We start from the raw sequence: 23,091 nt of genomic DNA, 5'->3' as shown, positions 1-23,091 counted from the left end.
CGCGCGGGTTCCCGTACGAGGTTCCCGTACGTCCCTGTACCGTCCCGCCGGAAACGACCGGAAAGGCCGCCCCATGAGCGTCAACGTCCGTATCCCGACCATTCTGCGCACCTACACCGGCGGCAAGGCCGAGGTGCCCGCCGAGGGGGCCACCCTCGCCGAGGTGATCGCCGACCTGGAGAAGAACCACGCCGGAATCGCGGGGCGCGTCCTGGACGACCAGGGCAAGCTGCGCCGGTTCGTGAACGTGTACGTCAACGACGACGACGTCCGCTTCGAGCAGGGCCTCGGCACCGCCACGCCCGACGGCGCCGGTGTGTCGATCATCCCCGCGGTCGCCGGCGGCTAATCCTGCGCTCCGAGCCTGCGCTCCGGGCCCCCGTCCCGCGGGTCGGCGGGCCTGACGCTGCGTCACCGTGATGACCCCCTCCGCAAGAGAAGCGGAGGGGGTCATTCCATAGGATTGAACGCGATAGGGTTGGGGAAATGGCTCGCGCGCTTGTCCTTCACACATATGACTTCTCGGCCGCGCGGCGACAAGAAGTAGCCAAAGAGCATTATCGAATTAGCCCCTTTGTGGCATTTGCTGGGCCCGACTTGCCCTGAATTCCAGTCAATTATCTGGACATCTCCGATGCGTCGTGCCCGGATTTCTCGTCCGGTTGACCTGTTGCAGACGGCAGTTGGACAGATACATTCAGCGGCGGTCGACGCGTTCCGGCGCACACCCCCAACCGTTGGGGGGTGGAGGTATGACCCGGGTCCGCGAAGTGCGGTCCTGTGCAAGGGCCAGTAATAGGGGAGTTAGGCATGGCTCAGGGCACCGTCAAGTGGTTCAACGCGGAGAAGGGCTACGGCTTCATCGCGGTCGACGGTGGTGCGGATGTTTTCGTCCACTACAGCGCGATTCAAATGGACGGGTACCGCACCCTTGAAGAGGGCCAGCGGGTCGAGTTCGAGATCTCGCAGGGTCAGAAGGGGCCGCAGGCGGATATGGTCCGCGTGGCCGTCTGAGCCGCGCGTCGACTGGCTGCGACGTTTACGGAGGGTCCGCACCCGGCAGGGGTGCGGACCCTCCGCATTGCCCGCGCGGGTGCGGGGTGGTTGCCCGCGCAGTTCCCCGCGCCCCTAACGGGGCCCGCCTCGGGTCAGGCGACGACGCTGGGTAGCGCCCCCCTTCAGGGGCGCGGGGAACTGCGCAAAACAACAGCGCACCCGCACCGGGCGACGCACCCGCAGGGAAGCGCACCGAAGGGGCGCGGGGAACTGCGCGGGCAACCACGGCGCACCCGCAGGAGGCAACGCACCCCGCAGGGGAACGCACCTGTGCGTCGCAAGAGCGGAACGCCGCTGACCTGCGGTGGAGCCCTCGGGGGGTCGCCGGAAAACGTCAAGCCGCTTGCACTCGCACCGGTCGAGTGCTAATCATTGGCGTTAGCACTCTACGAGTGAGAGTGCTACGAAGGACCGGGTCGGTGAGGCCCGCGGGCCGGGTGGGGCAAGGATTTCGCCCGGTGTCGCAGGTCGTCCGTCGCGGGCGCCAGCGCGGTCCGTACCATCCGCTCCCACGCTCTCGTCAGGGCGCGGGTAGGACCCCCTTCAGTCCGGGAGGACCACTTCACATGGCCAAGATCATCGCGTTCGACGAGGAGGCGCGGCGCGGCCTTGAGCGCGGTATGAACCAGCTCGCCGACGCCGTCAAGGTCACCCTCGGCCCCAAGGGCCGCAACGTCGTCCTTGAGAAGAAGTGGGGCGCCCCCACGATCACCAACGATGGTGTCTCCATCGCCAAGGAGATCGAGCTCGAAGACCCCTACGAGAAGATCGGCGCCGAGCTGGTCAAGGAGGTCGCGAAGAAGACGGACGACGTCGCCGGTGACGGCACGACGACCGCGACCGTCCTCGCCCAGGCGCTGGTGCGCGAGGGTCTGCGCAACGTCGCCGCGGGTGCCAACCCGATGGCCCTGAAGCGCGGCATCGAGAAGGCCGTCGAGGCCGTCTCCGCCGCCCTGCTGGAGCAGGCCAAGGACGTGGAGACCAAGGAGCAGATCGCCTCCACCGCCTCCATCTCCGCCGCCGACACCCAGATCGGTGACCTCATCGCCGAGGCCATGGACAAGGTCGGCAAGGAAGGCGTCATCACCGTCGAGGAGTCCCAGACCTTCGGTCTGGAGCTGGAACTCACCGAGGGCATGCGCTTCGACAAGGGCTACATCTCGGCGTACTTCGCCACCGACATGGAGCGTATGGAGGCGTCCCTGGACGACCCGTACATCCTGATCGCCAACTCCAAGATCGGCAACGTCAAGGACCTGCTGCCGCTCCTGGAGAAGGTCATGCAGTCGGGCAAGCCGCTGCTGATCATCGCCGAGGACGTCGAGGGCGAGGCCCTGTCGACCCTGGTCGTGAACAAGATCCGCGGCACCTTCAAGTCCGTCGCCGTCAAGGCCCCGGGCTTCGGCGACCGCCGCAAGGCCATGCTCGGCGACATCGCGATCCTCACGGGCGGCGAGGTCATCTCCGAGGAGGTCGGCCTCAAGCTGGAGAACGCGACCCTGGACCTCCTGGGCCGCGCCCGCAAGGTCGTCATCACCAAGGACGAGACCACCATCGTCGACGGTGCCGGTGACACGGACCAGGTTGCCGGTCGCGTCAACCAGATCCGCGCCGAGATCGAGAACTCCGACTCCGACTACGACCGCGAGAAGCTCCAGGAGCGCCTGGCGAAGCTCGCGGGCGGCGTGGCCGTCATCAAGGCCGGCGCCGCGACCGAGGTGGAGCTCAAGGAGCGCAAGCACCGCATCGAGGACGCCGTTCGCAACGCGAAGGCCGCCGTCGAAGAGGGCATCGTCGCCGGTGGTGGCGTGGCCCTGCTCCAGGCGACCGCCGTCTTCGAGAAGCTGGAGCTGGAGGGCGACGAGGCCACCGGTGCCGCCGCCGTCAAGCTCGCGCTTGAGGCTCCGCTGAAGCAGATCGCCGTCAACGCCGGCCTTGAGGGTGGCGTCGTCGTCGAGAAGGTGCGCAACCTGACCCCGGGTCACGGGCTCAACGCCGCGAGCGGTGAGTACGTCGACATGATCGCCGAGGGCATCCTCGACCCGGCGAAGGTGACGCGTTCCGCGCTGCAGAACGCCGCGTCGATCGCTGCGCTGTTCCTCACGACCGAGGCTGTCATCGCTGACAAGCCGGAGAAGGCTGCGGCTGCCGCGCCGGGCGGTATGCCCGGTGGCGACATGGACTTCTGAGCCTCTTCGGCTCGGACTCCGCGTCTCGTTCCGAGGGCGGCACCCCCTGGTGGGGTGCCGCCCTCGGGCGTTCCCGTCTCGTTCGTCCGCGGGTGCGTGGGGGTTGCTCGCGCCGTTCCCCGCGCCCCTTCGGTGCGCTTCCCTGCGGGTGCGTTGTTCGGTGGGGGTGCGCTGTGGTTTTGCGCAGTTCCCCGCGCCCCTGAGGGGGGGCGCTTGCCCTCGTGGGCCAGCTGAATGCTGTGGTCAGGGGCATCTTGACGGCGGACACCGGTACGCCTACCGCGGCGAGGCGTTCGACGGCCCACAGCACCGCCTCCCTCGCCGAGGCTGCGCGCACCGTGCACGGGAACCGCACGCCGCGGGGGTCCTCCTCCCAGCCGATCGCGCCACCGGCGAGGTCGTCCAGCGGGAGCAGACGGCCGGGGGCGCGGGCCATACGCTCGCTCATGTCGATGCAGTTCCTTGCAAGTTGTGCGGGGCTCAGTCGTCCAGTGCCTGGGCGTGGTGCCCCGGGAGCTGGCTGTGCAGGTTGAGCTCCCGCACCTTGGTGCGCAGTTCGCGCAGGGCGGGGCTGTCGGGCCCCGGCCCCTCCTCCGGTCCCCGGGGGCGATCCGGGCACTGGGGGTAGCCGCAGGTGCAGGGAGGGAACGTCAGGGGGCTGGCAGGAGGCAGCACCTCTCCCTCGTCGTTGAGGAACACCGGTCTTCTCACCTTGCTCTCGTGTCCCGGTCCGGTGGCGGGCGCCACCTGATCGGGTGCCTGTTGCCTGATGTGACCACGAGTCGACGGTGCGTAAGTAGATTGAATGAGGGGGGCTACAGGGCCCACCTCGGCGTTCAAACTGCTCCATCGCAGGGAGGGCCAGGTCACCGCGATGAACGATGACGAACCAGCAGAGTTCTTGAATCCTCTAGAGGCGTTCGGTGTTGACGTGCGCGAGTTGCGCAGGACCCGCCGGATCACGTTGAAGGGGTTGGGCGACGCAACGGGGTACTCGATCAGCTACGTGTCCAAGGTGGAGACGGGGACGGTCCACCCGAGCGAGAAGTTCGCCGAGGGATGCGACCACGTATTCGGTACGGGGTCCATGCTGGCGAGGCAACGGCAACGGGCTCTGGAGGGTGACCATCCGACTTGGTTCATGCCGTTCGTGGTCTACGAGCGCAAAGCGGTGCGCATTTTCGACTACTCCACGTTGTACCTGATGGGGCTGTTGCAAACCCCGGAGTACGCCCGTGCGTCGTACCGCCTCACCATGCCGGGGATGACACCGGAGCTGATTGAATCCAAGGTGGCGGCGCGTATGAGCCGTCGTGAGGTGATGACCCGCAACGAACCGCCGCCTCCGAAGCTGTGGGTGGTGCTCCATGAGGCGTGCCTGCACGTAAAGGTGGGCGGCTCGGAGGTCATGGCGAGGCAGCTCGACAGGCTCCTCGAAGAAGGGGAAAGGGCGGGGGTTACCTTGCAGTTGCTGCCCTTCGAAGCGATGCCAGTCGTGGCGACCCCCTTTACGTTGCTGGTCTTTGAGTCCCGGCCTACGCTGCTGTACGCGGAGGGTCCTGTGACGGGACGGCCGCAGGACGCGTCCAAGATCACGGCCGCTGCGGGGGAGGTCTACGATCAATTGCAGGCCGAGGCCCTGGGTCGTCGGGCGACTCTTGACCGGATCTGGCGAATGCGTGAGGAGTACAGGCGTGAGTGACACCACGTGTGAGATAGCGGGCTGGGTGAAAAGCACCCACAGCGCGCCCAACGGTGGTCAGTGCGTCGAGTGGGCCCCTGAGTTCGCGTCGGCGCACGGCGTCGTCCCCGTGCGGGACAGCAAGGTCCCGGGTGGCCCCGTTCTGCGGGTGAGTGAGCGGAGTTGGGCGGGCCTGGTGGCGTTGGCGCGGCGCGGCGAGGTCTGACGTACGACACCTCGGATTGGCTTGACTGGACCCTGTCTCCCCGGCGTTCGAGGAGACAGGGTTCCTTGTTGCCGGGACTTCACGATGCTGCGTGGTGAGCGGGAACCTCAATCGCGACGAATCGTGGGTCAAGTCGTCGTACAGCGGGTCATCCGGGGGCCAGTGCGTCGAGTGGGCCCCCGGGTTCGCCTCGGACGAAGGGAGTGCGCACCGTGACGAACACCAGCGTGATGAACAGCCGGAATTCGGTCTGCGTGATCGTTCATGACAAGGTCACGGACAGGATCGCCGCCGTGCTCTACGCCGCGCGCAACTGGTTTCCGCAGCCGGCCTGGACCGTCCCGGGCGGCAAGGCCGAGCCCGGCGAAGCCCTCGACGAGGCCGCTGCCCGCGAACTCAAGGAGGAGACCGGCCTGCTCGTCGACCCGGCCGATCTGGCTCTCGTCCACGTCGTCCACGCCGAGCAGGGCTGGGACCAGGCCGGGCAGTTCGTCCTCTTCGTCTTCGCCACCGACACGTGGACCGGCGAGCTGACCAACACCGAGCCGGACAAGCACCTGGATGCCCGGTGGGTCGCGGCGGACCGCCTCCCCGAACCCGCGTTCCCGACCGTCACACGGGCCCTGGCCGCATTCCGGGACGGAGGACCGTCCTTCTCCCGCTACGGGTGGTCGGGCACCGCGACGTGACGGGTGGGCCTCGTGGCGCGGGCCGCAGCCGCTGTGGGGTGCCGCCCGCGGTGTTGCCGGGGGCGGCGCGGGGCTCCCTGCGCGGGACCCGGGTCTACTTCCCGGGCCGCCCGAGCTGGTGGACGGTCCAACCCGTCGCGCGCCAGGGCTCGGGGTCGAGGGTGGTGCGGCAGTCGACGAGCAAGGGGTTGGCGGGGCGGTCCACGAGGACCCGGGGGTTCGCCTGCCGGTACTCGGGCCATTCGGTGGCCAGGACGACGAGGTCCGCGCCGTCGAGGGACGCGGGAAGGTCTTCCGCGTATTCGAGTTCCGGGTTGCGGACCATGGCCGTGGCCACGGCCTGGGGGTCGTGCACGGTGACGGTGCCGCCGGCCTGCTGGAGGGCGTGGGCGAGGGCGAGTGCGGGGGATTCCCGTACGTCGTTGGTACCGGGCTTGAACGCCGCACCCCACACGGTGACCCGGGTTCCCCGGACCGGCCGGTCGCCCAGGGCGCTGGTGATGAGGTCCATGGCCACGTCGATTCGGGTCTCGTTGATCTGCTCGGCGGCCAGCAGGAGATCGGCGGCCCGTTCGGCGCCGAGTTGCCGGGCGGAGGCGGTGAAGGCGCGCACGTCCTTGGGGAGGCAGCCGCCGCCGTAGCCGATGCCGGGCCTCATGCCGCCGGCGCCGATCCGGGGGTCGACGCCCAGGATCTCCACGATCTTGGAGATGTCGCCGCCGGCAGCCTCGCACATCTCGGCGACGGCGTTGATGTAGGAGATCTTCAGGCCGAGGAAGCTGTTCGCGGCGCCCTTGGCGAGTTCGGCGGTCTGCGGGTCGGTGATGAAGATCGGCACACCGGTGTCCAGGATGCCGGCGTAGACGGCGCGGATCGCCTTTTCGCCTTCGGCGCTGGTGACGCCGGCGATGAGCCTGTCCGGACGCAGGGTGTCCTCGACCGCGTGGCCCTCGCGCAGGAACTCGGGGTTCCACACGACCTCGACCGCGCTGCCGGCGGGGGCCAGCCGCTGTGCGAGGGCGGTGACCTGGACGGTGGTCCCGACGCTGACGGTGGACTTCCCGACGATCGTGCAGGGCTGGTGGAGGTGGGGCGCGAGCTGGCGGATCGCGCCGAAGACCTGCCCGTTGTCGTAGGAGCGGCCATCGGCGTCGATCGGTGTTCCCACGCCGATGAAGTGCAGTTCGGCGACGGCGGCGGCTTCGCGGATGTCGGTGGTGAACCGTAGCCGGCCGCTCGCGGTGTGGCGTGCCAGCAGCTCGGGCAGTCCGTCCTCGTAGATCGGGCACTCGCCGGCGTTGAGCCGATCGACCTTGGCCTGGTCGACGTCCACACCGATGACCTGGTGGCCGAGGTGGGCCATCGCTGCCGCGTGGGGGATGCCGAGGTGACCGCAGCCGATGACGGAAACGAGCATGGCGAGTCCTTGTCGCGTCGGGGGCACACCGCTACTCGGTGTGCCCCCGACGCTATCTGTTGGGTGACGCGCCTTCCGGTGTTCCCGACGCCGAGCGGTGGTTCATGGCAAGCCGGTTGAGGCGTACGGGCCGCTCGTCGGTGGTGAAACACCCTGCTCGGCGGGCCAGTCCGGCAGGGCCCGAAAGTCCCGGGGTGGCGCGGTGGGCGGTCAGCAGTCGATCCCCAGGAGTTCGGCCAAGCGTCGCAGGCCCGGGATGGCCTCGGAGCGCACGATGACGTCGCCCGCCCTCGCACCCTCGATGAGGTACTCCTTGTGGACACCGTGCTCCTTGACGCCCTCGGTGTCGAGGTAGAACACCCGTAGTCCTCGCTCGCGGGCACGTTGCTGTACGTGGCGTCGGTCTGCGTGCAGCCCGACCACCAGCAGCGACCGGGCTTGCGGCGGGTACTCCATGGACGGCGTCCGCTGGTCGTACCTGCGCATGTACGCCTCCGGCAGACCCGCCCGGGCGAAGAGGCGGTCGAAGTTGTGGGTGGCGACGGGCCCGACCGCGTGACCACCGTCGTACAGGGCCTTCAATATCCGGTGGGCCGCGGTCGGTCGGGCCTCGATCAGTCGCCGGAACATCGACACCATGTCGTCGATCTTGTGCTCGGTGTCGGTCAACACCTCCCTCACCAGGATGTCCTGCGCCGGGGCCATGGTGAACGAGAAGCCCTGGGTGGGTTCGTCGTCTTGGCGGGCGGTGACCCGATAGACCTCGTGCAACCAGTGCAGCGGCGGAACGCCCGCTTCGACGGAGGTACCGCAACCGGCTTCCAGCACGAAGGGCAGGTGGTCCAGCAGGCCCGAAAGGTCGTCGGCGTACTCCGGTGTGCCGCGCTCCTCCTTGATGCGCATGCCGCCGGCCAGCACGTCCCAGGGCACGTTCCGCGAAGCCCGGGGCAGTGCGTAGTCCACGGATTGGATCACCACGTCGAGCGACCGGAACCCCTCGGGGGTGTCCCGGTCGGCCCGCTCGTCCTGTGGGTGGACGGCATGTTCGGTGATCGTGACGTACAGGTCACCGCGACGCCGGGTGCCACCCTCACCGGTGGGCTTCCACCGCCCTTCGCCGAGCCATTGCTCCAGGTCGCCCCGGTGCGCAGCGATCTCCACGCTCGGGGCGAGCCACGACACGAACAGGTACAGCTCGGTCAGCACCAGGCGGTCCGTCGGGCGGCTCCGGTCGATGCCGTAGTGGAGTCGGTAGTGGACGATGCGGCGACGACCGTTGTCGTCCTGGGTCCACCCGGACTGTTCGGCGTTGCGCGGGTCCTGGGTACGCCGCCAGATGCCCTCTTCGACGGCCGGGTCACGTCCGTCCTCCGAAGAGAAGTGGTCGTGCCACATGCGGGCCTGCTCGGGTGGCAAGGAGTCGATCACGACGTAGGGCAGAAGCACGGTTGCCTCCTGGGTTCGTTCGTCGATTCGCGGACGGTCGAGTGGACGGCCCGGCTGGTGCTCGTGCAGGGCGGTGGGCACTGTCAACGGTGGGAGTGCGAGTGCCGCAGGCCAAGAGAGTGGGCGTTGCCCGCAGTTGCCGACGGGTTGCTCCCCGTTGCCTCCGTGTCGTGCCGTCTTCCCAGGGGCCCGGCCGGCGCGGAGACTGGGGACCCTGTTCCCGGGGGAGGGGGAGCACCCGTGATGACAGCCCCTGCCGTTGAGCCCCACCCGCTCACCACGCTGATGGCCCGGCACAACCTGACTGCGGCTCGTTACCTCAAGCGAGTGGCCGATCGTCACCTGGCACTCGGGTTCGGGGCGATGGCCCACCGCAAGGAGAAGGCCAGCCGGTGGACACAGAAGGGTGTGACCCCGGAAAGAACGGCGATGTTGGCTATCGCCAGCCTGCACGGCATCGACCTCGCGGACGTCGATCGGTACGGCTGGCCACACTTCCTGTTGCTGGCCCTCGGCGACGACCGGACCGTACTGGAATCACCGTGGACGGTTGCGGGTACGGTGAATCTACTGACGGATGTGGGAGGTCCAGTGGACCGGCGCGGCTTTCTGATCGCCTCCACCAGCACGCTGGCCGCGGCCGTCGCGCAATGGATCACCGCCGAACCGGCCCTGGCGGTCACCGACCGAGGGCGCCGGGTCGGCGCCGAGGCCACCACCCTGTTCGATGTACGCCTCGACGCGCTGCGTCACCTCGACGACACCGTGGGCGCCGGTCACGTCTATGACGCCGCCGTCGTCGAACTCCGGCTGATTACCAATCTGTTGAAGAACGCTTCCTACACCGAGGCAACGGGGCGGAGCCTGTTCGCCGCGGCGGCGGAGGCATCCCGTCTGGCGGGCTGGTGCGCCTATGATCACGGCCGCCACGCCGCCGCAGAGCGGCACTTCATCACCGCTCTGCGGGCCGCTGGCTGTGCGAAGGACGTCACTCTGGGTGCGGTCACCCTGGCCTTCTGGGCCAACTTGCGCTACAACGCGGATGACCCCAAGGGTGCCCTCCACCTCGTCGAAGCCGCCCTCGCCGACCGGGGCAAGATCGCTTCGCCCCGGGTGCTGGCCATGCTCCACGCCCGCGCAGCCCGCGCCTGGTCCAAGGCGGGCGAGCCCAAGGCCACTTGGCACCAGGTCGATGCCGCTTTCCACGCCTACGGCCGGGCCGACAGCCCGGAGGCGGACCTGCCGTCGATGTACTGGATCAACCGCGGCGAACTCCACCAGGTCGCCGCCAGTTCTGCGCTCAGCCTCGGCGAGCCGAGACGGGCATTGGAGGACTTCGACGCCGCCCTCACCCATGACGACCCGTACGACACCGAGCGCGAGATCCGGGGCACCGTCATCTACCAGGCGCGCAAGGCCGAAGCCCACCTTGCCCTCGGCGACGTCGACGCCGCCCTTGGCATCGGTCACCAGGTCATCGTCACCATGGGCGGGGTCGATTCGGCCCGCACGACCAGCACTCTTCGTGACCTCCGGGGCCACTTCGCCGGCCACCAACACATCCGCGACGTCCGTGACTTCCTCGACTACGCGGCCTGAACGCCAAGCCGGCCGAGCCGCTTGACGACGCGATGTCCGGTCAGCTGCCGGGCGTCAACTGCTCCCGTAGCCGCGCCGCGTCCCGCATCGGGGGGAGGCCGTACACGCTTCGGTACTCCCGGCTGAACTGGGTCGCGCTCACGTAGCCGACGGCCTCCGCCACCGACGCCGCGGTGGTTTCGCCGGCCGTCAACCGTCGGCGGGCCTCCTGGAGCCGTAGCTGCTTCTGGAAGCGGAGGGGGCTCATGCCGGTGGCGGCCTTGAAACGGCGGTGCAGGGTCGCGGTGCTCATGTGCGCGACCGCCGCGATCTGCTCGACGGTCAGCGGTTCGGCGTAGTGCTCGCAGATCCACGCTGCCGCCGCGCGCACCCGGGCCGTAGCCGAGTCCGCCAAGGTGAACTGGCGCAGGACCGGGCCGAGCGGGCTGCCGAGCAGTCGGTACAGGATCTCGCCCTCGATGCGGTGCGCCAGCGGGCCGATGTCGTCCGGGGCGTCGAGCAGCCGCACCCACCGGGTGACCGCGTCGAGGAGTTCCGGTGTCATCGGCGCGGTGACCTGACCGCGCGGACCGGGTAGGGGGCGCGGGCTCGACTCGCCCATGTCCAGGAGGAGTTCGGTGAGCACGTGCGCGTCGAGGCGCATGATCGCCGAGCGGTACGGAACACGTTCGCACGAGGCGGTGACCGGTACCCGGAGCGTGTTGAGGAACATGTCGCCGCGCGCGGTCACCCAGCTCCGCTCGCCCGCGACGGCTCGTTTGGCGCCGTCGGAGATGAAGCAGACCATCGGGTCGTAGAGGAGGTCGGCGGGGGCCACCAGCTCGTCCAGCGTGATCAGCGAGAGGCGTGGCACGGCCGTCTCGGACCAGAGTCCGACACTGTGCCGGGCGATGTCCGCCGACAGTCGATCCAGCATGCGGCGCTCCCTTGCTGAGAGGATCGGGCAATCCTATGCGGTGCGTGCCCCATGACCGGGGACGGGCCCGCGCCTAGCGTTCAGGGCATGACGCAGAACGCGAACCTTCCGCACCGCAAGCTCGGCACCCAGGGCCTGGAGGTCGGGGCGATCGGCCTCGGCACGATGGGCATGACGATGGCGTACGGCACCGGGGACGAGGCGGGCGGGACCGCCGCCATCCGCCGGGCGTACGAACTGGGTGTCACCCTCTTCGACACCGCCGAGCTGTACGGCATGGGCACCGGCAGCAACGAGCAGTTGCTCGGCCGCGCGGTGAAGGACTTCCGTGAGGAGGTCGTCATCGCCACCAAGTTCGGCTTCGACCTGAGCGATCCGGAGAACTTCGCGAACGGGCTGGACAGCCGTCCGGAGCACATCCGGGAGGTCACCGAGAACAGCCTGCGCCACCTGGGCACGGACCACATCGACGTGCTCTACCAGCACCGGGTGGACCCGAACGTACCCATCGAGGACGTGGCGGGCACCGTCGGCGAGCTGATCGCCGAAGGCAAGGTCCGGTACTTCGGGCTCAGCGAGGCGGGACCGGACGTCATCCGGCGGGCCCACGCCGTGCACCCGGTGTCGGTGCTCCAGACCGAGTACTCGGTGTTCGAGCGTGCGGTGGAGGCCGAGGTGCTGCCGGTCGTCCGCGAGCTGGGCATCGGGTTCGTGCCGTACTCGCCGCTGGGTCGGGGGTTCCTGACCGGCGTGGTGAAGCCCGGCGCGGAGTACCCGGCGGACGACATGCGCAGTTTCGACGAGCGTTGGCAGCCCGGCAACTACGAGAAGAACCTGTCCGCCGTACGGGAGTTGACCGCGCTGGCCGAGGGCAAGCACATCTCCGTCACCCAACTCGCGTTGGCCTGGCTGCTGGCGCAGGGCGACGACGTCGTCCCCATCCCCGGAACCCGTAGCCCCGAACGGGTCGCGCAGAACACCGCCGCGGCGTACGTGACGCTCACGCCGCAGAACCTCGCCCGCATCCAACGCATCCTGCCGCGCGGCGCGGCCGGTTCGCGCTACCCGGACTCGATGATGCCCACCTGGTGACCCGCTTGGGTCCCGGAGCGGGGGTGGGAGCGGGAGTCGGAGCCGGAGCCCGGTTCGGGGAAGTTCCGCGCGGGCGGCTTTCCCGAACCGGTCGTTCGGGTTTTGTTATCACGGCTGTGATAATGTGTGGTCATGCCAGCTCGGATTGACCTCGAACAGCGTCGCAGGGATGTCATCGAGGCGGCTTTCCGCCTCTTGGTCGCCGAAGGCGTCAGCGGTATATCGCTGCGGAAGGTCGCCGCCGAATCGGGATGGAACATCGGATCGGTGCGCCACTACTTCGACGACCACCGCGACCTGCTCGTGGCGGCCGCCACCGAGATCGGTGACCGCATGGGGAGGAGGCTCACCCGGCACTCGGCCGACGCGTTGGCGGGACTGCGGGGCGAGGTCGCCGTCGACGCCTTGCAGGAGATGGTCGAGGAGTTGTTGCCGATCGACGAGGAGCGCCGCGTCGAGTCGATCGTGCTGACGGAGTTCATCGTCGCCGCACGGGTGAACCCGGTCTTCCGCCCGGTGACCGAGCAGATGGCCGCGGATGTGCGCACGGTGTTCACGGACGCCCTGGGTGCGCTCGACGTGCCCGAACCGGCCGAGGAGGCCGAACGGCTCGTGGCCGTCCTGGGCGGGTTGGTGCTCGATTCGGTGACACCCCACGGCTCGCTCGGCGTCGAGCGACTCCGCAAGACGCTGCGGGCGCAGGTGCGTTCGGCGTTGGCGGCCGTTCCCGACCCCGCGCCTTCCCCTCCGCCGGCCTGATGCACGCGCTGTCGGGGGTCGCCGAATCGCTTCGGACATTCAAAGGAGTTCAGTTGTGCCCGCATGGCTCTTCGCTCTGCTCGCCGCTGCTTTCGTGCTCTATACCGATGACTATGTGATTGCTGGAGTCTTACCGGAGATCGCGCGGGATCTGGACGTCAGTGAGGCGCAGGCCGGGCAGTTGGTGACTGCCTTCTCCCTCACCGTCGCCCTTGCCGCACCGATGGCCGGAGTCGCCCTGGCGCGGGTCTCCCGGCGGCACCTGTTCACGGTCTCGTTCGCGGTCTTCGTCGTGGCCAACCTCCTGGCGGCCACGACGACCGAGTTCGGGCCCCTGATGGCCCTGCGGATCGTGGCGGCGCTCGCGGCGGCGGCCTCCACCCCGGCGGTGTTCGCCCATGCCGCCGAGCGGGCGCCGGAAGGGCACATCGGAAGGTACGTCGCCGTGGTGGCGCTCGGCGTCACGGGTTCGATCGCGGCCGGAGTGCCCATCGGCACCTGGATCGGCGGCCAGTACGGCTGGCGGGCGACGTTCGTCTCGATGGCGGTGGCCGGGGCCGCGGCACTGTGCTTCGTGCTCGCCACCTTGCCCCGTGAGCACGGCAGGACCGGCGAGGTGCCGAGCGTCTCCGATCAACTGCGCACCCTGGCCGGCGCGCCGGTGCTGCTCGGCATCCTGGCGAACTGCATGCTCATGACCGGATCGATGATGATGCTCACCTACATGGCGCCGCACATCGACGCGGTGAGCGAGGCCAGTGTGGACCAGCGTGCGCTCGCCTTCAGCCTGTCGGGGATCGCCGGCATCGTCTGCATCTGGCTGGGTGGGAGGGCCACCGACCGATGGGGCGCGGACCGGTCCCTGGTCGCCGGGATCATCGTCTTCACCGGCGTGATGGGGATACTCGCAGCGCTCTGGTTCGCCCGCCCCGTGCCGTTCTCCGTCCTCGTGGTGGTGGGGACGATCTGGGGCGGCATGGCCTTCTGGAACTCTCCGGCGATCCAAGCGCGCCTCTATCTGCTCGCCGGCCCGGTGGCGGCGCAGGCGTTGGCGCTCAACACCTCGGGCACCTACCTCGGGGTCGCCTTGGGCGGAGCCGTCGGCGGCGTGACCTTGAGCGGCCTGGGGGCCGGATTCCTGCCCGTGGTGGCGGCCCTCCTCGGGCTCGCCGCCCTGGCGCTGCTGGCCTGCGCCATCGGGGCTTCGAAGCGTCCCGTGCGCGGCGGAACGACTGCGGCAGAAGTGGCGTGACGGATCGTCAGGAAACGTGGTCGGTGGCTGCCCGGGGCTCGGATGGTTGGCTAGGGTGACGCGGGCGCGATCAAGGGGGTCTTGAACGCGGGGCGACGGGGACGACGGGGGTGTCCGGAGTGAATCGGCTGAGGTGCGCCGTGCTTGCCGCGCTGGTGGCGACGGTGTCGGTCGGATGCGGGGGTTCGGGTCAGGCGCCGCTCGGCCCGGAGCACGTCACCGACCGGGAGCGAGCCGCGGACCGGGAGCGGGCGAACGAACGGCCCGAGCGGTACCGCCTGGCCATGCCGGACCAGGTGGTGAACGAGCGCTATGAACGGGAGTACGACGTCTCGGCCCCGGACGAGACCTTGGCGGAGTTGATGGAGGGCCAAGTGGACGGGGCCGAGCCGGTGTTCGGGGTCTACAAGCCGGCCGGCCGGGGCAAGTACAGTGGCGGAACGATCACGGTCACCGGTGTGTACGGGGTCGTGCTCAGCCCGGTCACCGCACGGGACGAACTGCTCGACGTGCTCGACCGACGGGACCTCGTGCAGCGCGTCGTGGTGGCCCCTCGGACGATCACCCCGCCCGGCTCCGAGGAACCGTTGCTCTGCCGGGTGGTGGAGCGGGGCTACGAGGAGGACGAGTACACGTCCATGAGCGCGTCGTGCGCCTGGGCCGAGGCGTCGACCGTGGTGACCGTGGCCACCTTGGTGAAGTCCCCGCCCAGTGAGGACGAACTCGACGCCTTCGCGGCGGTCGCCGGGGCGATGCGCGACGACGTGCGGGTCGGGTACTGAGTTTCCTCGTACGGGGCACGTCGATCGGACTCGTGTACGTTCGGTGCACGGTTCGATCAACGGGTGGCTGAATTCTTGCCGTTCGCTCCTTGGGGGAGGAATCAGGATGGACACGACGCGGCGCAAGCCCTGGACGGTCACCGGTGTGGTGGCCCTGGTGGCGGGAGCGGTCTGCGTGGGGGTGCTCGGCACGGGCGCGTTCACGCTCGTGGACCTGGCGGACAGCGACGACTGCGAGGGGACCGAGCAGCGGGTGCAGCAGGTCGCCGACCTCAAGGTGCTGCACTCGCCGCCGACCGGCGCTCGCCCGGCGAAGGGCTTCGAGGAAGCGGACACGGGCTGTCTCGACGACAGCGGCGACGAAGTCCTGTGGTCCTCCCGCACCTACGACTCCGCACTCCGGGAAGCGGCCGTACTGGCGCACTACCGTGCGTGGGCGAAGGACGACGGGTGGCAGGAGCGCGAGCCGACGTACGGGGAGGCGGAGTCGCCCGAGGACCCGGACGCCGTGAAGGTCTGCTTCACCAAGGACGTGCCCGGCGGTCCGGTCAGGCTGAGCCTCCGCTACGAGTACGACGCGCCCCAGAGGTTCGTCCTGAGCGCGGAGTCGGACCTGGACGGGGCGGGGCTCGACTGCTGACCCGTACCCGCGTTCCCGTCTCGGTGGGGGTCAGGCGGGGGCGGGTTCGCGTTGCGCGTCCGGGCCGTCGGAGTGGGGGTCGGCCCCGGGATCAGTGTCCGGCCGGGTGTCCGGCTCGGCGTTCAGCTCGACGAGGGCCTGGCGGGTGAAGCCGAAGAAGTACGTGACGAGGAACCCGGCCACGTACCCGACGAGCAGCCCGCCCCCGTACACCGCGACCGCCGCGGCGAACCCGCGGTCGCCCTGGACCAGGGGGAACAGGGCCCAGCCGGACGGGCCGATCGCGGTGGAGCCGACCTGTGTGCCCAGCATCGAGAACAGTCCGACGAACGCGCCGCCCGCCGCGCCGCCCGCGCACGCCGTGACGAACGGGCGCCCCAGCGGCAGCGACACCCCGTAGATCAGCGGCTCGCCGACGCCCACCAGGCCGGCGGGCAACGCGGAACGGATCGTCGCCCGGATGGTCCGGTTGCCGCGCAGCCGGACGAACACCGCGACGGCCGCGCCCACTTGGCCGGCGCCCGCCATCGCGAGGACCGGCAGCAGCACGGTGTAGCCCTGCTGTTCGATCAGGGTGGTGTGCAGGGGGATCAGCGCCTGGTGCAGCCCCAGCATGACCAGGGGGAGGAACAGCCCGCCGAGCACCAGTCCGGCGAGCACGCCCGTGTGGACGAGGAGCCAGTTCGCGCCGAGCCCGATGGCCCGCGCGGCCTCGCCGGCCGCGTACATCAGCCCGTACACCGTCACCAGCCCGGTCAGCAGCAGGGTGAGGGTCGGGGTGACGATGACGTCGACGGTCTCCGGGACCCAGCGGCGGCACCACTTCTCGATCGCGGTGGCGAGCAGGGCCGCCCCCAGCGCGCCGAGCACACCGCCCTGGCCCGGGGCGAGCGGATGCCCGAAGGCACTGATCGCGGTGACGCCGGGGAAGACGACGACCGCGGCGGCGGCCCCGCCGATGACGGGCGTCCCGCCGAACTCCTGCGCGGTGTTGATGCCGACGAACACCGCGAGCAGCGCCATGAAACCCGAGGCCAGCGCGCCGAGTACGGGGGTCAGCCAGGGCAGCAGGCCCGCGTTGACGAGCAGTCCGTTGAGTCCGGCGATGATGCCGCAGCCGATGAGTGCCGGGATCAGCGGGACGAACACGGCGGCGATCCGGCGCAGCAGCAGCTTGCCCGGGGTGGCGTTGCGCCGTTTCCGTTCGGCGCGCAGGGCGCTGCCCCGGGCGGCCAGCGCGTCGGCGGTGAGGGCGGCCGGGACCGGGGCGGGCGCCTGGGCGCGCAGGTCCTCGAAGGCGCGGGTCACGCGGGCGGCCCGGCCGGGTCCCAGCACGATCTGGTACGTGTCGCCGTCCTCGACGACGCCGAGGACGGCCGGGTGGGCGCGGACCTCGGCGTCGCGGACGGCGGCGCGGTCCGTGAGGGCGAGGCGCAGCCGGGTCATGCAGTGGGCGGCCGTGGTGACGTTGCCGGGTCCGCCGACGAGGGCGAGCAGGTCACGGGCGGTCGCGCGGTGCGGGTCGTCCGACCGGTCCGGTCGGGTCGGGCGGTCTGGCATGGGGGCCTCGCTGTCGGGTGGGGGGTGGGGTTCCTCCGACGGGGCGGGACCGGGCGGTGTGGGGTCAGCCCGCTGCCGCCAGGGCTTCGCGCAGGTGGCCGTCGGCGGTGGTGAGGAGCCGGTCCGCGGTCGGGGCGTCCACGTCGGAGAGGATGATCAGGATGGCGTTCTTGACCTCGCCGCCCGCTGCGCCCAGGGCCCGTTCGACGGTGGCGTCGTCCGCTCCGGTGGCGAGGCTGACGATCCGGTGCGAACGGGCGTGCAGCTTCTCGTTGGAGGCGCGTACGTCGACCATGAGGTTCCCGTACGTCTTGCCGAGCCGGATCATGGTGATGGTCGAGATCATGTTGAGGACGAGCTTCTGCGCGGTGCCCGACTTCAGACGGGTCGAACCGGTGAGGAACTCCGGGCCCACGACGACCTCGATGCCGTGGTCCGCGGCGGCGGCCAGTGCGCTGCCGGCGTTGCAGGACAGGCCGACGGTCAACGCCCCGTACTGCTTGCGGGCGTGCGCGACCGCGCCGACCGCGTACGGGGTGCGGCCCGAGGCGGAGATCCCGACCACCGCGTCGTCCGGGGTGAGCCGCAGTGCGTCCAGGTCGGCGGCGGCGAGTTCGCGGGAGTCCTCGGCGCCCTCGGCGGCCGAGGACATCGCCGCGGGGCCGCCCGCTATCAGTCCGACGACCTGGCCGGGCGCGGTGTTGAAGGTGGGCGGGCACTCGCTGGCGTCCAGCACGCCGAGCCGTCCCGCGGTGCCGGCGCCCGCGTACACGAGTCGACCGCCGCGGGCCATGCGCTCGGCGATGCCGTCCACGGCGGCGGCGATGAGGGGCAACCGCTCGGCGACGGCGGCGGCGACCAGGCTGTCCTCGGCGTTCATCAGCCGGGCGATCTCCAGGGTGGGCAGCAGGTCCACGTCGGCGAGTTCCGGGCGGAACGTCTCGGTGGTGAGGGTGGCGAGTTGGGCCCGCAGCGCGCCGCCGGCGGGGGTGTCGTCGGGGGTGCGGGTGGTGGGTGAGGGCATGGCGGGACTCTTTCCGGGGTGTCGGGAGAGAGGAGGGTGACGAGTACGGGTGACGAGCACGGGGGACGCGGGTACGGGGCGGTGGGGCGGCGGGTGGTCAGCGGCTGGGGGTGCGGGTGGGGCGGCGGTGGGCGAGGGCCTCGTAGGTGGCGGCGAGTGCGGGACCCGCACGGTCGTAGGTGCGCTGGGCGACACCGATGAACAGGCAGTCCACGACGAGGAGTTGACTGGTACGGGAGGACATCGCGGCGGGGCGCAGTTCGCTTTCGCGGGCCGCGGAGGTGGTGAGCACGTGATCGGCGTACTGGGTGACGTGTCCGTCCGGGCGGCCGGTCATCGCGATGGTCGTGGCGCCGTGCTCGAAGGCGACGCGGAGCGGTTCGATCACGTCGAACGTGGAGCCGGAGTCGGTGATCGCGATGGCCACGTCCCCGGGGCGGAGCTGGACCGCGTTGGTGACGGCGAGGTGGGGGTCGTGGTGCGCGTGCGCGATGAGGCCGATCCGCAGCAGCTTCTGTGCGAGGTCCTGGCCGACGAGACCGGAGGCGCCGATCCCGTAGACGTCGACCCGGCCCGCGCCCGCGAGGGCGGTGACGGCGGCACCGAGCTGGTGGACGTCGAGGGTGGCGGCGGTGTCGGCGAGGGTCTGGCGTTCGTCGTGCGCGAGCTTGGCGACCACGTCGGCGAGGGGGTCGTCGACGCTGATGGTGGCGGTGACCGCCGGGGCGCGCCCCGATTCCTGGTGGGCGGCGAGTCCGGCGAGGGCGAGGCGCAGGTCGCGGTAGCCCGGGTAGCCCAACAGGCGGGCCGTCCGGACGACGGTGGCCTCACTGGTGCCGGTGTGCTCGGCGAGTCCGGTGACCGTGAGCCCGGCGCAGCCCGCGGGGTCCGCGGCGACCGCTTCGGCGACCCGCTGCATGGAGCGGGTCATGGTGGGGGCGAGGGTGCGGACCCGGGCGGCGAGGGCCGCCGGAGGCGTGGGGGAGGCGGGGGAAAGGGCTTCGGAAGTTTCCTTCACTATGTCCGTCACCCTTGAAAGATATTTTCATACCGGGGGGTCGTCAAGACGGTGCGCGCCGAACCGGTGACGTTCCGTCGCCCACGGGTCCGGTCGGTCGTACGGGCCCGGTCGGCTTCACGGAGCCCGGCCCTCACGGAGCCCGGTCGGCCTTACGGTGCGCCCCCGGCCGGAGGGCGGCGGGTCTCGCGGTGCTCACGGGGGCTGACCCCGTACCGGGCGCGGAACGCCCGGCTGAACGCCCCCGCGCTGGTGAACCCCCAGCGCGTGGCGACGGCACCGATGCCGGGCGTCGGCCCGCCCGCGACCAGTTCGGCGTGGCAGCGTTCCAGTCGGCGGCGCCGGATCAGGGCGGCCACCCCCTCCCCGCGCTCCTCGAACATCAGGTACAGGCTGCGCAGCGACACCCCGTGCGCGGCGGCCACCGTCGCCGGGTTGAGCCGGGAGTCGCCGAGGTTGAGGTCGATGTAGGCGTCCACGCGTCGCAACAGGCTCCGGGCCCGCACGGCCCGCCCGGGCGGGGCGGCGCCGTCGAGGTGGTGGGCGAGGAACGCGGCGGCCAGGTCCAGCGCGGCGCCCCCCAGGTGGTCCAGGTCGCAGGGGGTGCACGAGCCGATCTCCGCGGCGACGCCGGACAGGTAGTCGCGCAGGACGCGCCCCAGTCCCGTGTCGCCGGGGAGCCGCTGCCCGAGGAGTCGGTCCAACCGGTCCTGGGCGAGCGGCACCTCGTGTCGCGGCAACTGGAGGATCGAGACCCGGGTCGGACGGTCCGCCCGGGCGACGGTCTCGTACCGGAACGGGTGCGAGGTGTCGAACAGCACCCAGTCCCCGCGGCCCAGCGTGGTGCCGTGGCCGTCGGACCCGTCCAGGGCCATCTGCATCGAGCCGTCGACCACCAGGGCCAGGTGGTACGACTCGGGGTCGGAGCGGCGGATGAGGGTCGGGGTGCGGTGCGAGCGGAGCGACGAGTAGCGGAAGTCGGCCAGGCGCACCGGGCCCAGGGCGATCTGCGTCGCCCGGGCGGCGAACCGGTCCGGTGCGTCGACCGTGATCCGCATCGGGGCGACGTCCCGGGCGATGGCGTCCCGGAACAGTTCGACGCGTTCCTTCCCCGTCATCGCCCCGGTGGACAGTGCGGACCGCATGCCCGCGCCCCCTTCTCGCCTTCCTCGCCGTTCGTCACCCGAACGTTCCGAACGACCCTAGGGCCCGGGGCGGGCCACCGGTAGACGTCGGCGGGGGTCGGACTCGGACTCCTCCTCGCGGGCGGGCGCGCCGGGCCCGTTCAGTCGCGTCGGTGCTTGGGGCGGCGCAGGCCGGCCGCGGTGAGGCGGTGGACCAGTTCCTTGGAGCCGATCTCCACCGCGCCCGCGTGGACGGCGTCCGGGTAGCGGTGCGAGGGCAGGTCGTAGTGGTCGCGTTCGAAGGCCCGCGGCGGGACGCCGATCCGCGCGGCGAAGACGTGCAGCTCGTCGAAGGACACGTCGCTGACCAGGTGCGACCAGAGGCGCCCGTGGCCCGGCCAGGTCGGCGGGTCGATGTACAGGGTCACGGTGCGACCGGCCCGGGGAGCCGTCCCAGCGAGCCCACCGGGGCGACCGCCACGCCCGCCTTGCCGCACACCCAGTGCGGGTCGGCGCCCAGCTCGGGTTCCACGTCGAGGGCGTGCGGGTCGCCGGAGCCGCAGACCGGGCACAGCGGCCAGCGCCCGTACCGTTCGAGCAGCGCGTCCTGCACGTCCTGGGCGACCAGACTGGTCAGGTACGCGGCGCCCTCCGGCCACTGCTCGGCCCACCAGCGGCGGTGCGTCACGGCGTCCTCCACCAGCGACACCACGTCCGCGTCGGCGACGTCCCCCGCGACGAGGTCCGCCATCACCAGCGCCCGCGCCGCGTGCAGCGCCTGTTCGATTCCGGACACGTTTCCCACACGGCCCATTGTGCGCCATGGCGCGCCTTCGCCGAGGGGTGCGCCTTCGCTCCAGGGTGCGCCTTGGCTCAGGGGTGCGCCTGGCTCAGGGGTGTGGCGGAGGCGGGGCGCTCAGGGGCGGCGGCCGGGCCAGGCGGCGAGCGCCAGTTCGGCGGTCTCGGTCAGCTCGGCCGCGCCGGCTCCGTCGCGGGAGCGCTGCGACATGCCCTGGATGATCGCGGCGAAGTACCGGGCCAGGGCGCCCGGGCTGGCGTCCGGGGGGAGCTCGCCGTCCTGCTGCGCCCTGTGCAGCCGGTCCTCGAAGACGGCCAGGTTCGCGTTGCGCAGGGTGCGCAGGAACGTCTCGACCTCGGCGTCCTGCGGGGTGACGTTGGTGGCGGCGCTGATCGTCAGGCAGCCGGCCGGGTGCGAGGGGTCGCTGTAGAGCACCGCGGCCTCGCGCAGGAGCCGGGCGAACGCGCCGTACGCGGTGGGCTCCTCCTCCAGGGCGACCCCCATGAACGCGCCGACGGGGGAGTGACCGTACGTGCGCACGACCTCGCCGAACAGGGACCGCTTGTCGCCGAAGGCTGCGTACAGGCTGCCCGGCCTGATGTCCATGACCTCGGTCAGCTTCCCGATGCAGGTGCCCGCGTAGCCGCGCTCCCAGAACATCCGGGCGGCCGCCGCCAGGGCCTCGTCCCGGTCGAACGCCGGTGGTCGTCCCCGTCTGGCCTTCGTCTCGCTCATGGCCACATTTTAGAGCGTCCGCTCAACAAGCGTGCTAGGTTCGGTTCCGCTCATTCTTGAGCGAACACTCAACAATCATTGGGGTGGGGAACAGCCATGTCTGCAAAGGCACTTGAGGGAAAGATCGCACTCGTCACCGGTGGCAGCCGGGGCATCGGCCGGGCCATCGCGGAACGCCTCGGCCGGGACGGCGCCGTCGTCGCCGTCGGCTACGCCCGTGACGAGCGCGCGGCCGATGAGGTCGTCGCCCGCATCGAGGAGGGCGGCGGCAAGGCCTTCGCCCTGCCGTCGCCGCTGGGCCGGCACGGGGACGCGGCGGCGCTGTGGGCCTCCTTCGACGCGCGGGTGGGCGCGTACGCACCCGACGGCGGCGTCGACGTCATCGTCAACAACGCGGGCATCGTGCACTGGACCACGGACGAGTCCGCGCTGACCGAGGAGCAGTTCGACGAGCTCTTCGCCGTCAACGTCCGCGCCCCCTACTTCATCGTGCAGGAGGCGGCCGGACGGCTGCGCGACCAGGGGCGCGTCATCAACATCTCCAGCGGCCTCGCCCGGCTCGCCTCGCCGGAGATCAAGGGGTACGGCGCCACCAAGGGCGCCCTGGACACCCTCACCCTCAACCTCGCCAAGGAGTTGGGCCCGCGGGGCATCACGGTGAACTCGGTGGCCCCGGGGGTCATCGAAACGGACATCAACGCGGAGTGGCTGGCCAGCCCGGACGTCGAGAAGTACGCGACCGAGATATCCGCGCTGGGCCGGATCGGGCGGCCGGACGACGTGGCCGACGTGGTGGCCTTCCTCGCCTCGAACGACGCGCGCTGGGTGACCGGCCGGGTGGTCGACGTCACGGGGGGCTCCGGGCTGTAGCTTCGTCAGCTTCGTCGCGCGAGCCGGTGGCTGGGGTCGTACCGGGGACGCCGCCCGCGTCGTGCCGGCCGAGCGGGTGGCGTCCCCGCTCGTCCTGCGGGGGCTCACCCGGAGCGATCGGCTGCGGGGGGCATGCGCGTCACCCCGGCGTGGGTTGCGTTCCACCGCCCGACCGGACTGCCGTTCGGCGCGGGTGCGCGGGCAGCGCGAGGCTTTC

The 23,091-nt window shown here is 70.7% G+C and carries 25 protein-coding genes; 14 read left to right on the top strand and 11 right to left on the bottom strand.

What is annotated here, in order from left to right:
* Positions 1–73 precede the first annotated feature (73 nt).
* From ACFYOU_RS04510 to groL, 3 genes are all read left to right on the top strand, one after another.
* The gene (locus ACFYOU_RS04510) at positions 74–349 is read left to right on the top strand and encodes a MoaD/ThiS family protein (RefSeq protein ID WP_385489644.1); all 276 of its coding nucleotides are present in this window, start codon (positions 74–76) and stop codon (positions 347–349) included.
* Positions 350–810: 461 nt separating this feature from the next.
* Positions 811–1,014: a cold-shock protein gene (locus ACFYOU_RS04505; RefSeq protein WP_037653356.1), complete on the top strand. Its 204-nt coding sequence runs from the start codon at positions 811–813 to the stop codon at positions 1,012–1,014.
* Positions 1,015–1,622: 608 nt separating this feature from the next.
* The gene (gene groL / locus ACFYOU_RS04500) at positions 1,623–3,245 is read left to right on the top strand and encodes a chaperonin GroEL (protein ID WP_389765866.1); all 1,623 of its coding nucleotides are present in this window, start codon (positions 1,623–1,625) and stop codon (positions 3,243–3,245) included.
* 480 nt (positions 3,246–3,725) lie between these two features.
* Here the strand turns inward: groL and ACFYOU_RS04495 are convergent, their stop codons facing one another.
* Positions 3,726–3,944, bottom strand: a complete 219-nt coding sequence (locus ACFYOU_RS04495; protein ID WP_391303529.1) for a hypothetical protein — start codon at positions 3,942–3,944, stop codon at positions 3,726–3,728.
* Positions 3,945–4,119: 175 nt separating this feature from the next.
* Between ACFYOU_RS04495 and ACFYOU_RS04490 the strand changes: the two genes are divergently transcribed.
* From ACFYOU_RS04490 to ACFYOU_RS04475, 4 genes are all read left to right on the top strand, one after another.
* Positions 4,120–4,947 (top strand): Scr1 family TA system antitoxin-like transcriptional regulator, encoded by an 828-nt coding sequence (locus tag ACFYOU_RS04490; RefSeq protein ID WP_391303527.1) that lies wholly within the window; start codon positions 4,120–4,122, stop codon positions 4,945–4,947.
* Positions 4,940–5,152, top strand: a complete 213-nt coding sequence (locus ACFYOU_RS04485; protein ID WP_391303525.1) for a DUF397 domain-containing protein — start codon at positions 4,940–4,942, stop codon at positions 5,150–5,152. Before ACFYOU_RS04490 ends, ACFYOU_RS04485 begins: the two co-directional genes overlap by 8 nt.
* A gap of 91 nt (positions 5,153–5,243) precedes the next feature.
* A complete protein-coding gene (locus ACFYOU_RS04480) occupies positions 5,244–5,420 on the top strand; it encodes a DUF397 domain-containing protein (protein ID WP_391303523.1) in 177 nt (58 codons plus the stop codon).
* Positions 5,365–5,841 (top strand): NUDIX domain-containing protein, encoded by a 477-nt coding sequence (locus tag ACFYOU_RS04475; RefSeq protein ID WP_391303521.1) that lies wholly within the window; start codon positions 5,365–5,367, stop codon positions 5,839–5,841. The genes ACFYOU_RS04480 and ACFYOU_RS04475 overlap by 56 nt, the downstream gene beginning before the upstream one ends.
* A gap of 94 nt (positions 5,842–5,935) precedes the next feature.
* On the opposite strand, the gene ACFYOU_RS04470 is transcribed toward ACFYOU_RS04475, so the two are convergent.
* Both ACFYOU_RS04470 and ACFYOU_RS04465 read right to left on the bottom strand, forming a co-directional pair.
* Positions 5,936–7,258 (bottom strand): nucleotide sugar dehydrogenase, encoded by a 1,323-nt coding sequence (locus tag ACFYOU_RS04470; RefSeq protein ID WP_391303519.1) that lies wholly within the window; start codon positions 7,256–7,258, stop codon positions 5,936–5,938.
* Positions 7,259–7,468: 210 nt separating this feature from the next.
* A complete protein-coding gene (locus tag ACFYOU_RS04465) occupies positions 7,469–8,704 on the bottom strand; it encodes a hypothetical protein (protein ID WP_391303518.1) in 1,236 nt (411 codons plus the stop codon).
* A gap of 243 nt (positions 8,705–8,947) precedes the next feature.
* Here ACFYOU_RS04465 and ACFYOU_RS04460 point away from each other — a divergent pair, with 243 nt between their 5' ends.
* Positions 8,948–10,303 (top strand): transcriptional regulator, encoded by a 1,356-nt coding sequence (locus tag ACFYOU_RS04460; RefSeq protein ID WP_391303516.1) that lies wholly within the window; start codon positions 8,948–8,950, stop codon positions 10,301–10,303.
* 40 nt (positions 10,304–10,343) lie between these two features.
* Here the strand turns inward: ACFYOU_RS04460 and ACFYOU_RS04455 are convergent, their stop codons facing one another.
* A complete protein-coding gene (locus ACFYOU_RS04455; RefSeq protein ID WP_391303514.1) occupies positions 10,344–11,219 on the bottom strand; it encodes an AraC family transcriptional regulator N-terminal domain-containing protein in 876 nt (291 codons plus the stop codon).
* An 87-nt stretch (positions 11,220–11,306) separates the two neighbouring features.
* Between ACFYOU_RS04455 and ACFYOU_RS04450 the strand changes: the two genes are divergently transcribed.
* The 5 genes from ACFYOU_RS04450 (at position 11,307) to ACFYOU_RS04430 (ending at position 15,744) form a co-directional block, all read left to right on the top strand.
* Complete coding sequence (locus tag ACFYOU_RS04450) at positions 11,307–12,311, top strand: aldo/keto reductase (RefSeq protein WP_391303512.1); 1,005 nt, start codon at positions 11,307–11,309, stop codon at positions 12,309–12,311.
* Between the two features lie 132 nt (positions 12,312–12,443).
* On the top strand, positions 12,444–13,070 hold the full coding sequence (locus ACFYOU_RS04445; protein ID WP_391303509.1) for a TetR family transcriptional regulator C-terminal domain-containing protein: 627 nt from the start codon (positions 12,444–12,446) through the stop codon (positions 13,068–13,070).
* Positions 13,071–13,125: 55 nt separating this feature from the next.
* Positions 13,126–14,322 (top strand): MFS transporter, encoded by a 1,197-nt coding sequence (locus ACFYOU_RS04440; RefSeq protein ID WP_391303507.1) that lies wholly within the window; start codon positions 13,126–13,128, stop codon positions 14,320–14,322.
* A 140-nt stretch (positions 14,323–14,462) separates the two neighbouring features.
* Entirely contained in the window at positions 14,463–15,104 is a 642-nt protein-coding gene (locus tag ACFYOU_RS04435; protein WP_391303505.1) for a hypothetical protein, read from the top strand.
* Between the two features lie 106 nt (positions 15,105–15,210).
* The gene (locus tag ACFYOU_RS04430) at positions 15,211–15,744 is read left to right on the top strand and encodes a hypothetical protein (RefSeq protein ID WP_391303503.1); all 534 of its coding nucleotides are present in this window, start codon (positions 15,211–15,213) and stop codon (positions 15,742–15,744) included.
* Between the two features lie 30 nt (positions 15,745–15,774).
* Here ACFYOU_RS04430 and ACFYOU_RS04425 read toward each other — a convergent pair whose 3' ends face one another.
* The 7 genes from ACFYOU_RS04425 to ACFYOU_RS04395 all read right to left on the bottom strand — a co-directional run bounded on the left by ACFYOU_RS04425 (position 15,775) and on the right by ACFYOU_RS04395 (position 22,004).
* Positions 15,775–17,304 carry a PTS transporter subunit EIIC gene (locus tag ACFYOU_RS04425; RefSeq protein WP_391303502.1) on the bottom strand — a complete coding sequence of 510 codons (1,530 nt, stop codon included), beginning with the start codon at positions 17,302–17,304 and terminating at the stop codon, positions 15,775–15,777.
* Positions 17,305–17,368: 64 nt separating this feature from the next.
* Entirely contained in the window at positions 17,369–18,328 is a 960-nt protein-coding gene (gene murQ / locus ACFYOU_RS04420; RefSeq protein WP_389765838.1) for an N-acetylmuramic acid 6-phosphate etherase, read from the bottom strand.
* 97 nt (positions 18,329–18,425) lie between these two features.
* On the bottom strand, positions 18,426–19,358 hold the full coding sequence (locus ACFYOU_RS04415) for an SIS domain-containing protein (RefSeq protein WP_391303500.1): 933 nt from the start codon (positions 19,356–19,358) through the stop codon (positions 18,426–18,428).
* A gap of 140 nt (positions 19,359–19,498) precedes the next feature.
* A complete protein-coding gene (locus tag ACFYOU_RS04410; RefSeq protein WP_391303498.1) occupies positions 19,499–20,491 on the bottom strand; it encodes a helix-turn-helix domain-containing protein in 993 nt (330 codons plus the stop codon).
* 140 nt (positions 20,492–20,631) lie between these two features.
* Complete coding sequence (locus tag ACFYOU_RS04405) at positions 20,632–20,898, bottom strand: DUF4031 domain-containing protein (RefSeq protein WP_389765832.1); 267 nt, start codon at positions 20,896–20,898, stop codon at positions 20,632–20,634.
* A complete protein-coding gene (locus ACFYOU_RS04400; protein WP_391303783.1) occupies positions 20,895–21,221 on the bottom strand; it encodes a hypothetical protein in 327 nt (108 codons plus the stop codon). The genes ACFYOU_RS04405 and ACFYOU_RS04400 overlap by 4 nt, the downstream gene beginning before the upstream one ends.
* A 165-nt stretch (positions 21,222–21,386) precedes the next feature.
* Entirely contained in the window at positions 21,387–22,004 is a 618-nt protein-coding gene (locus tag ACFYOU_RS04395) for a TetR family transcriptional regulator (protein ID WP_391303495.1), read from the bottom strand.
* 96 nt (positions 22,005–22,100) lie between these two features.
* Between ACFYOU_RS04395 and ACFYOU_RS04390 the strand changes: the two genes are divergently transcribed.
* Positions 22,101–22,874, top strand: coding sequence for an SDR family oxidoreductase (locus tag ACFYOU_RS04390; RefSeq protein WP_389765827.1), 774 nt, complete (start codon positions 22,101–22,103; stop codon positions 22,872–22,874).
* Positions 22,875–23,091 lie beyond the last annotated feature (217 nt).

Origin of the sequence: Streptomyces sp. NPDC005955, from assembly GCF_042871255.1 — a bacterium.
In the GTDB taxonomy this organism is placed as follows: Bacteria; Actinomycetota; Actinomycetes; order Streptomycetales; family Streptomycetaceae; genus Streptomyces.
This window is presented reverse-complemented; position numbering and strand designations above follow the sequence as displayed.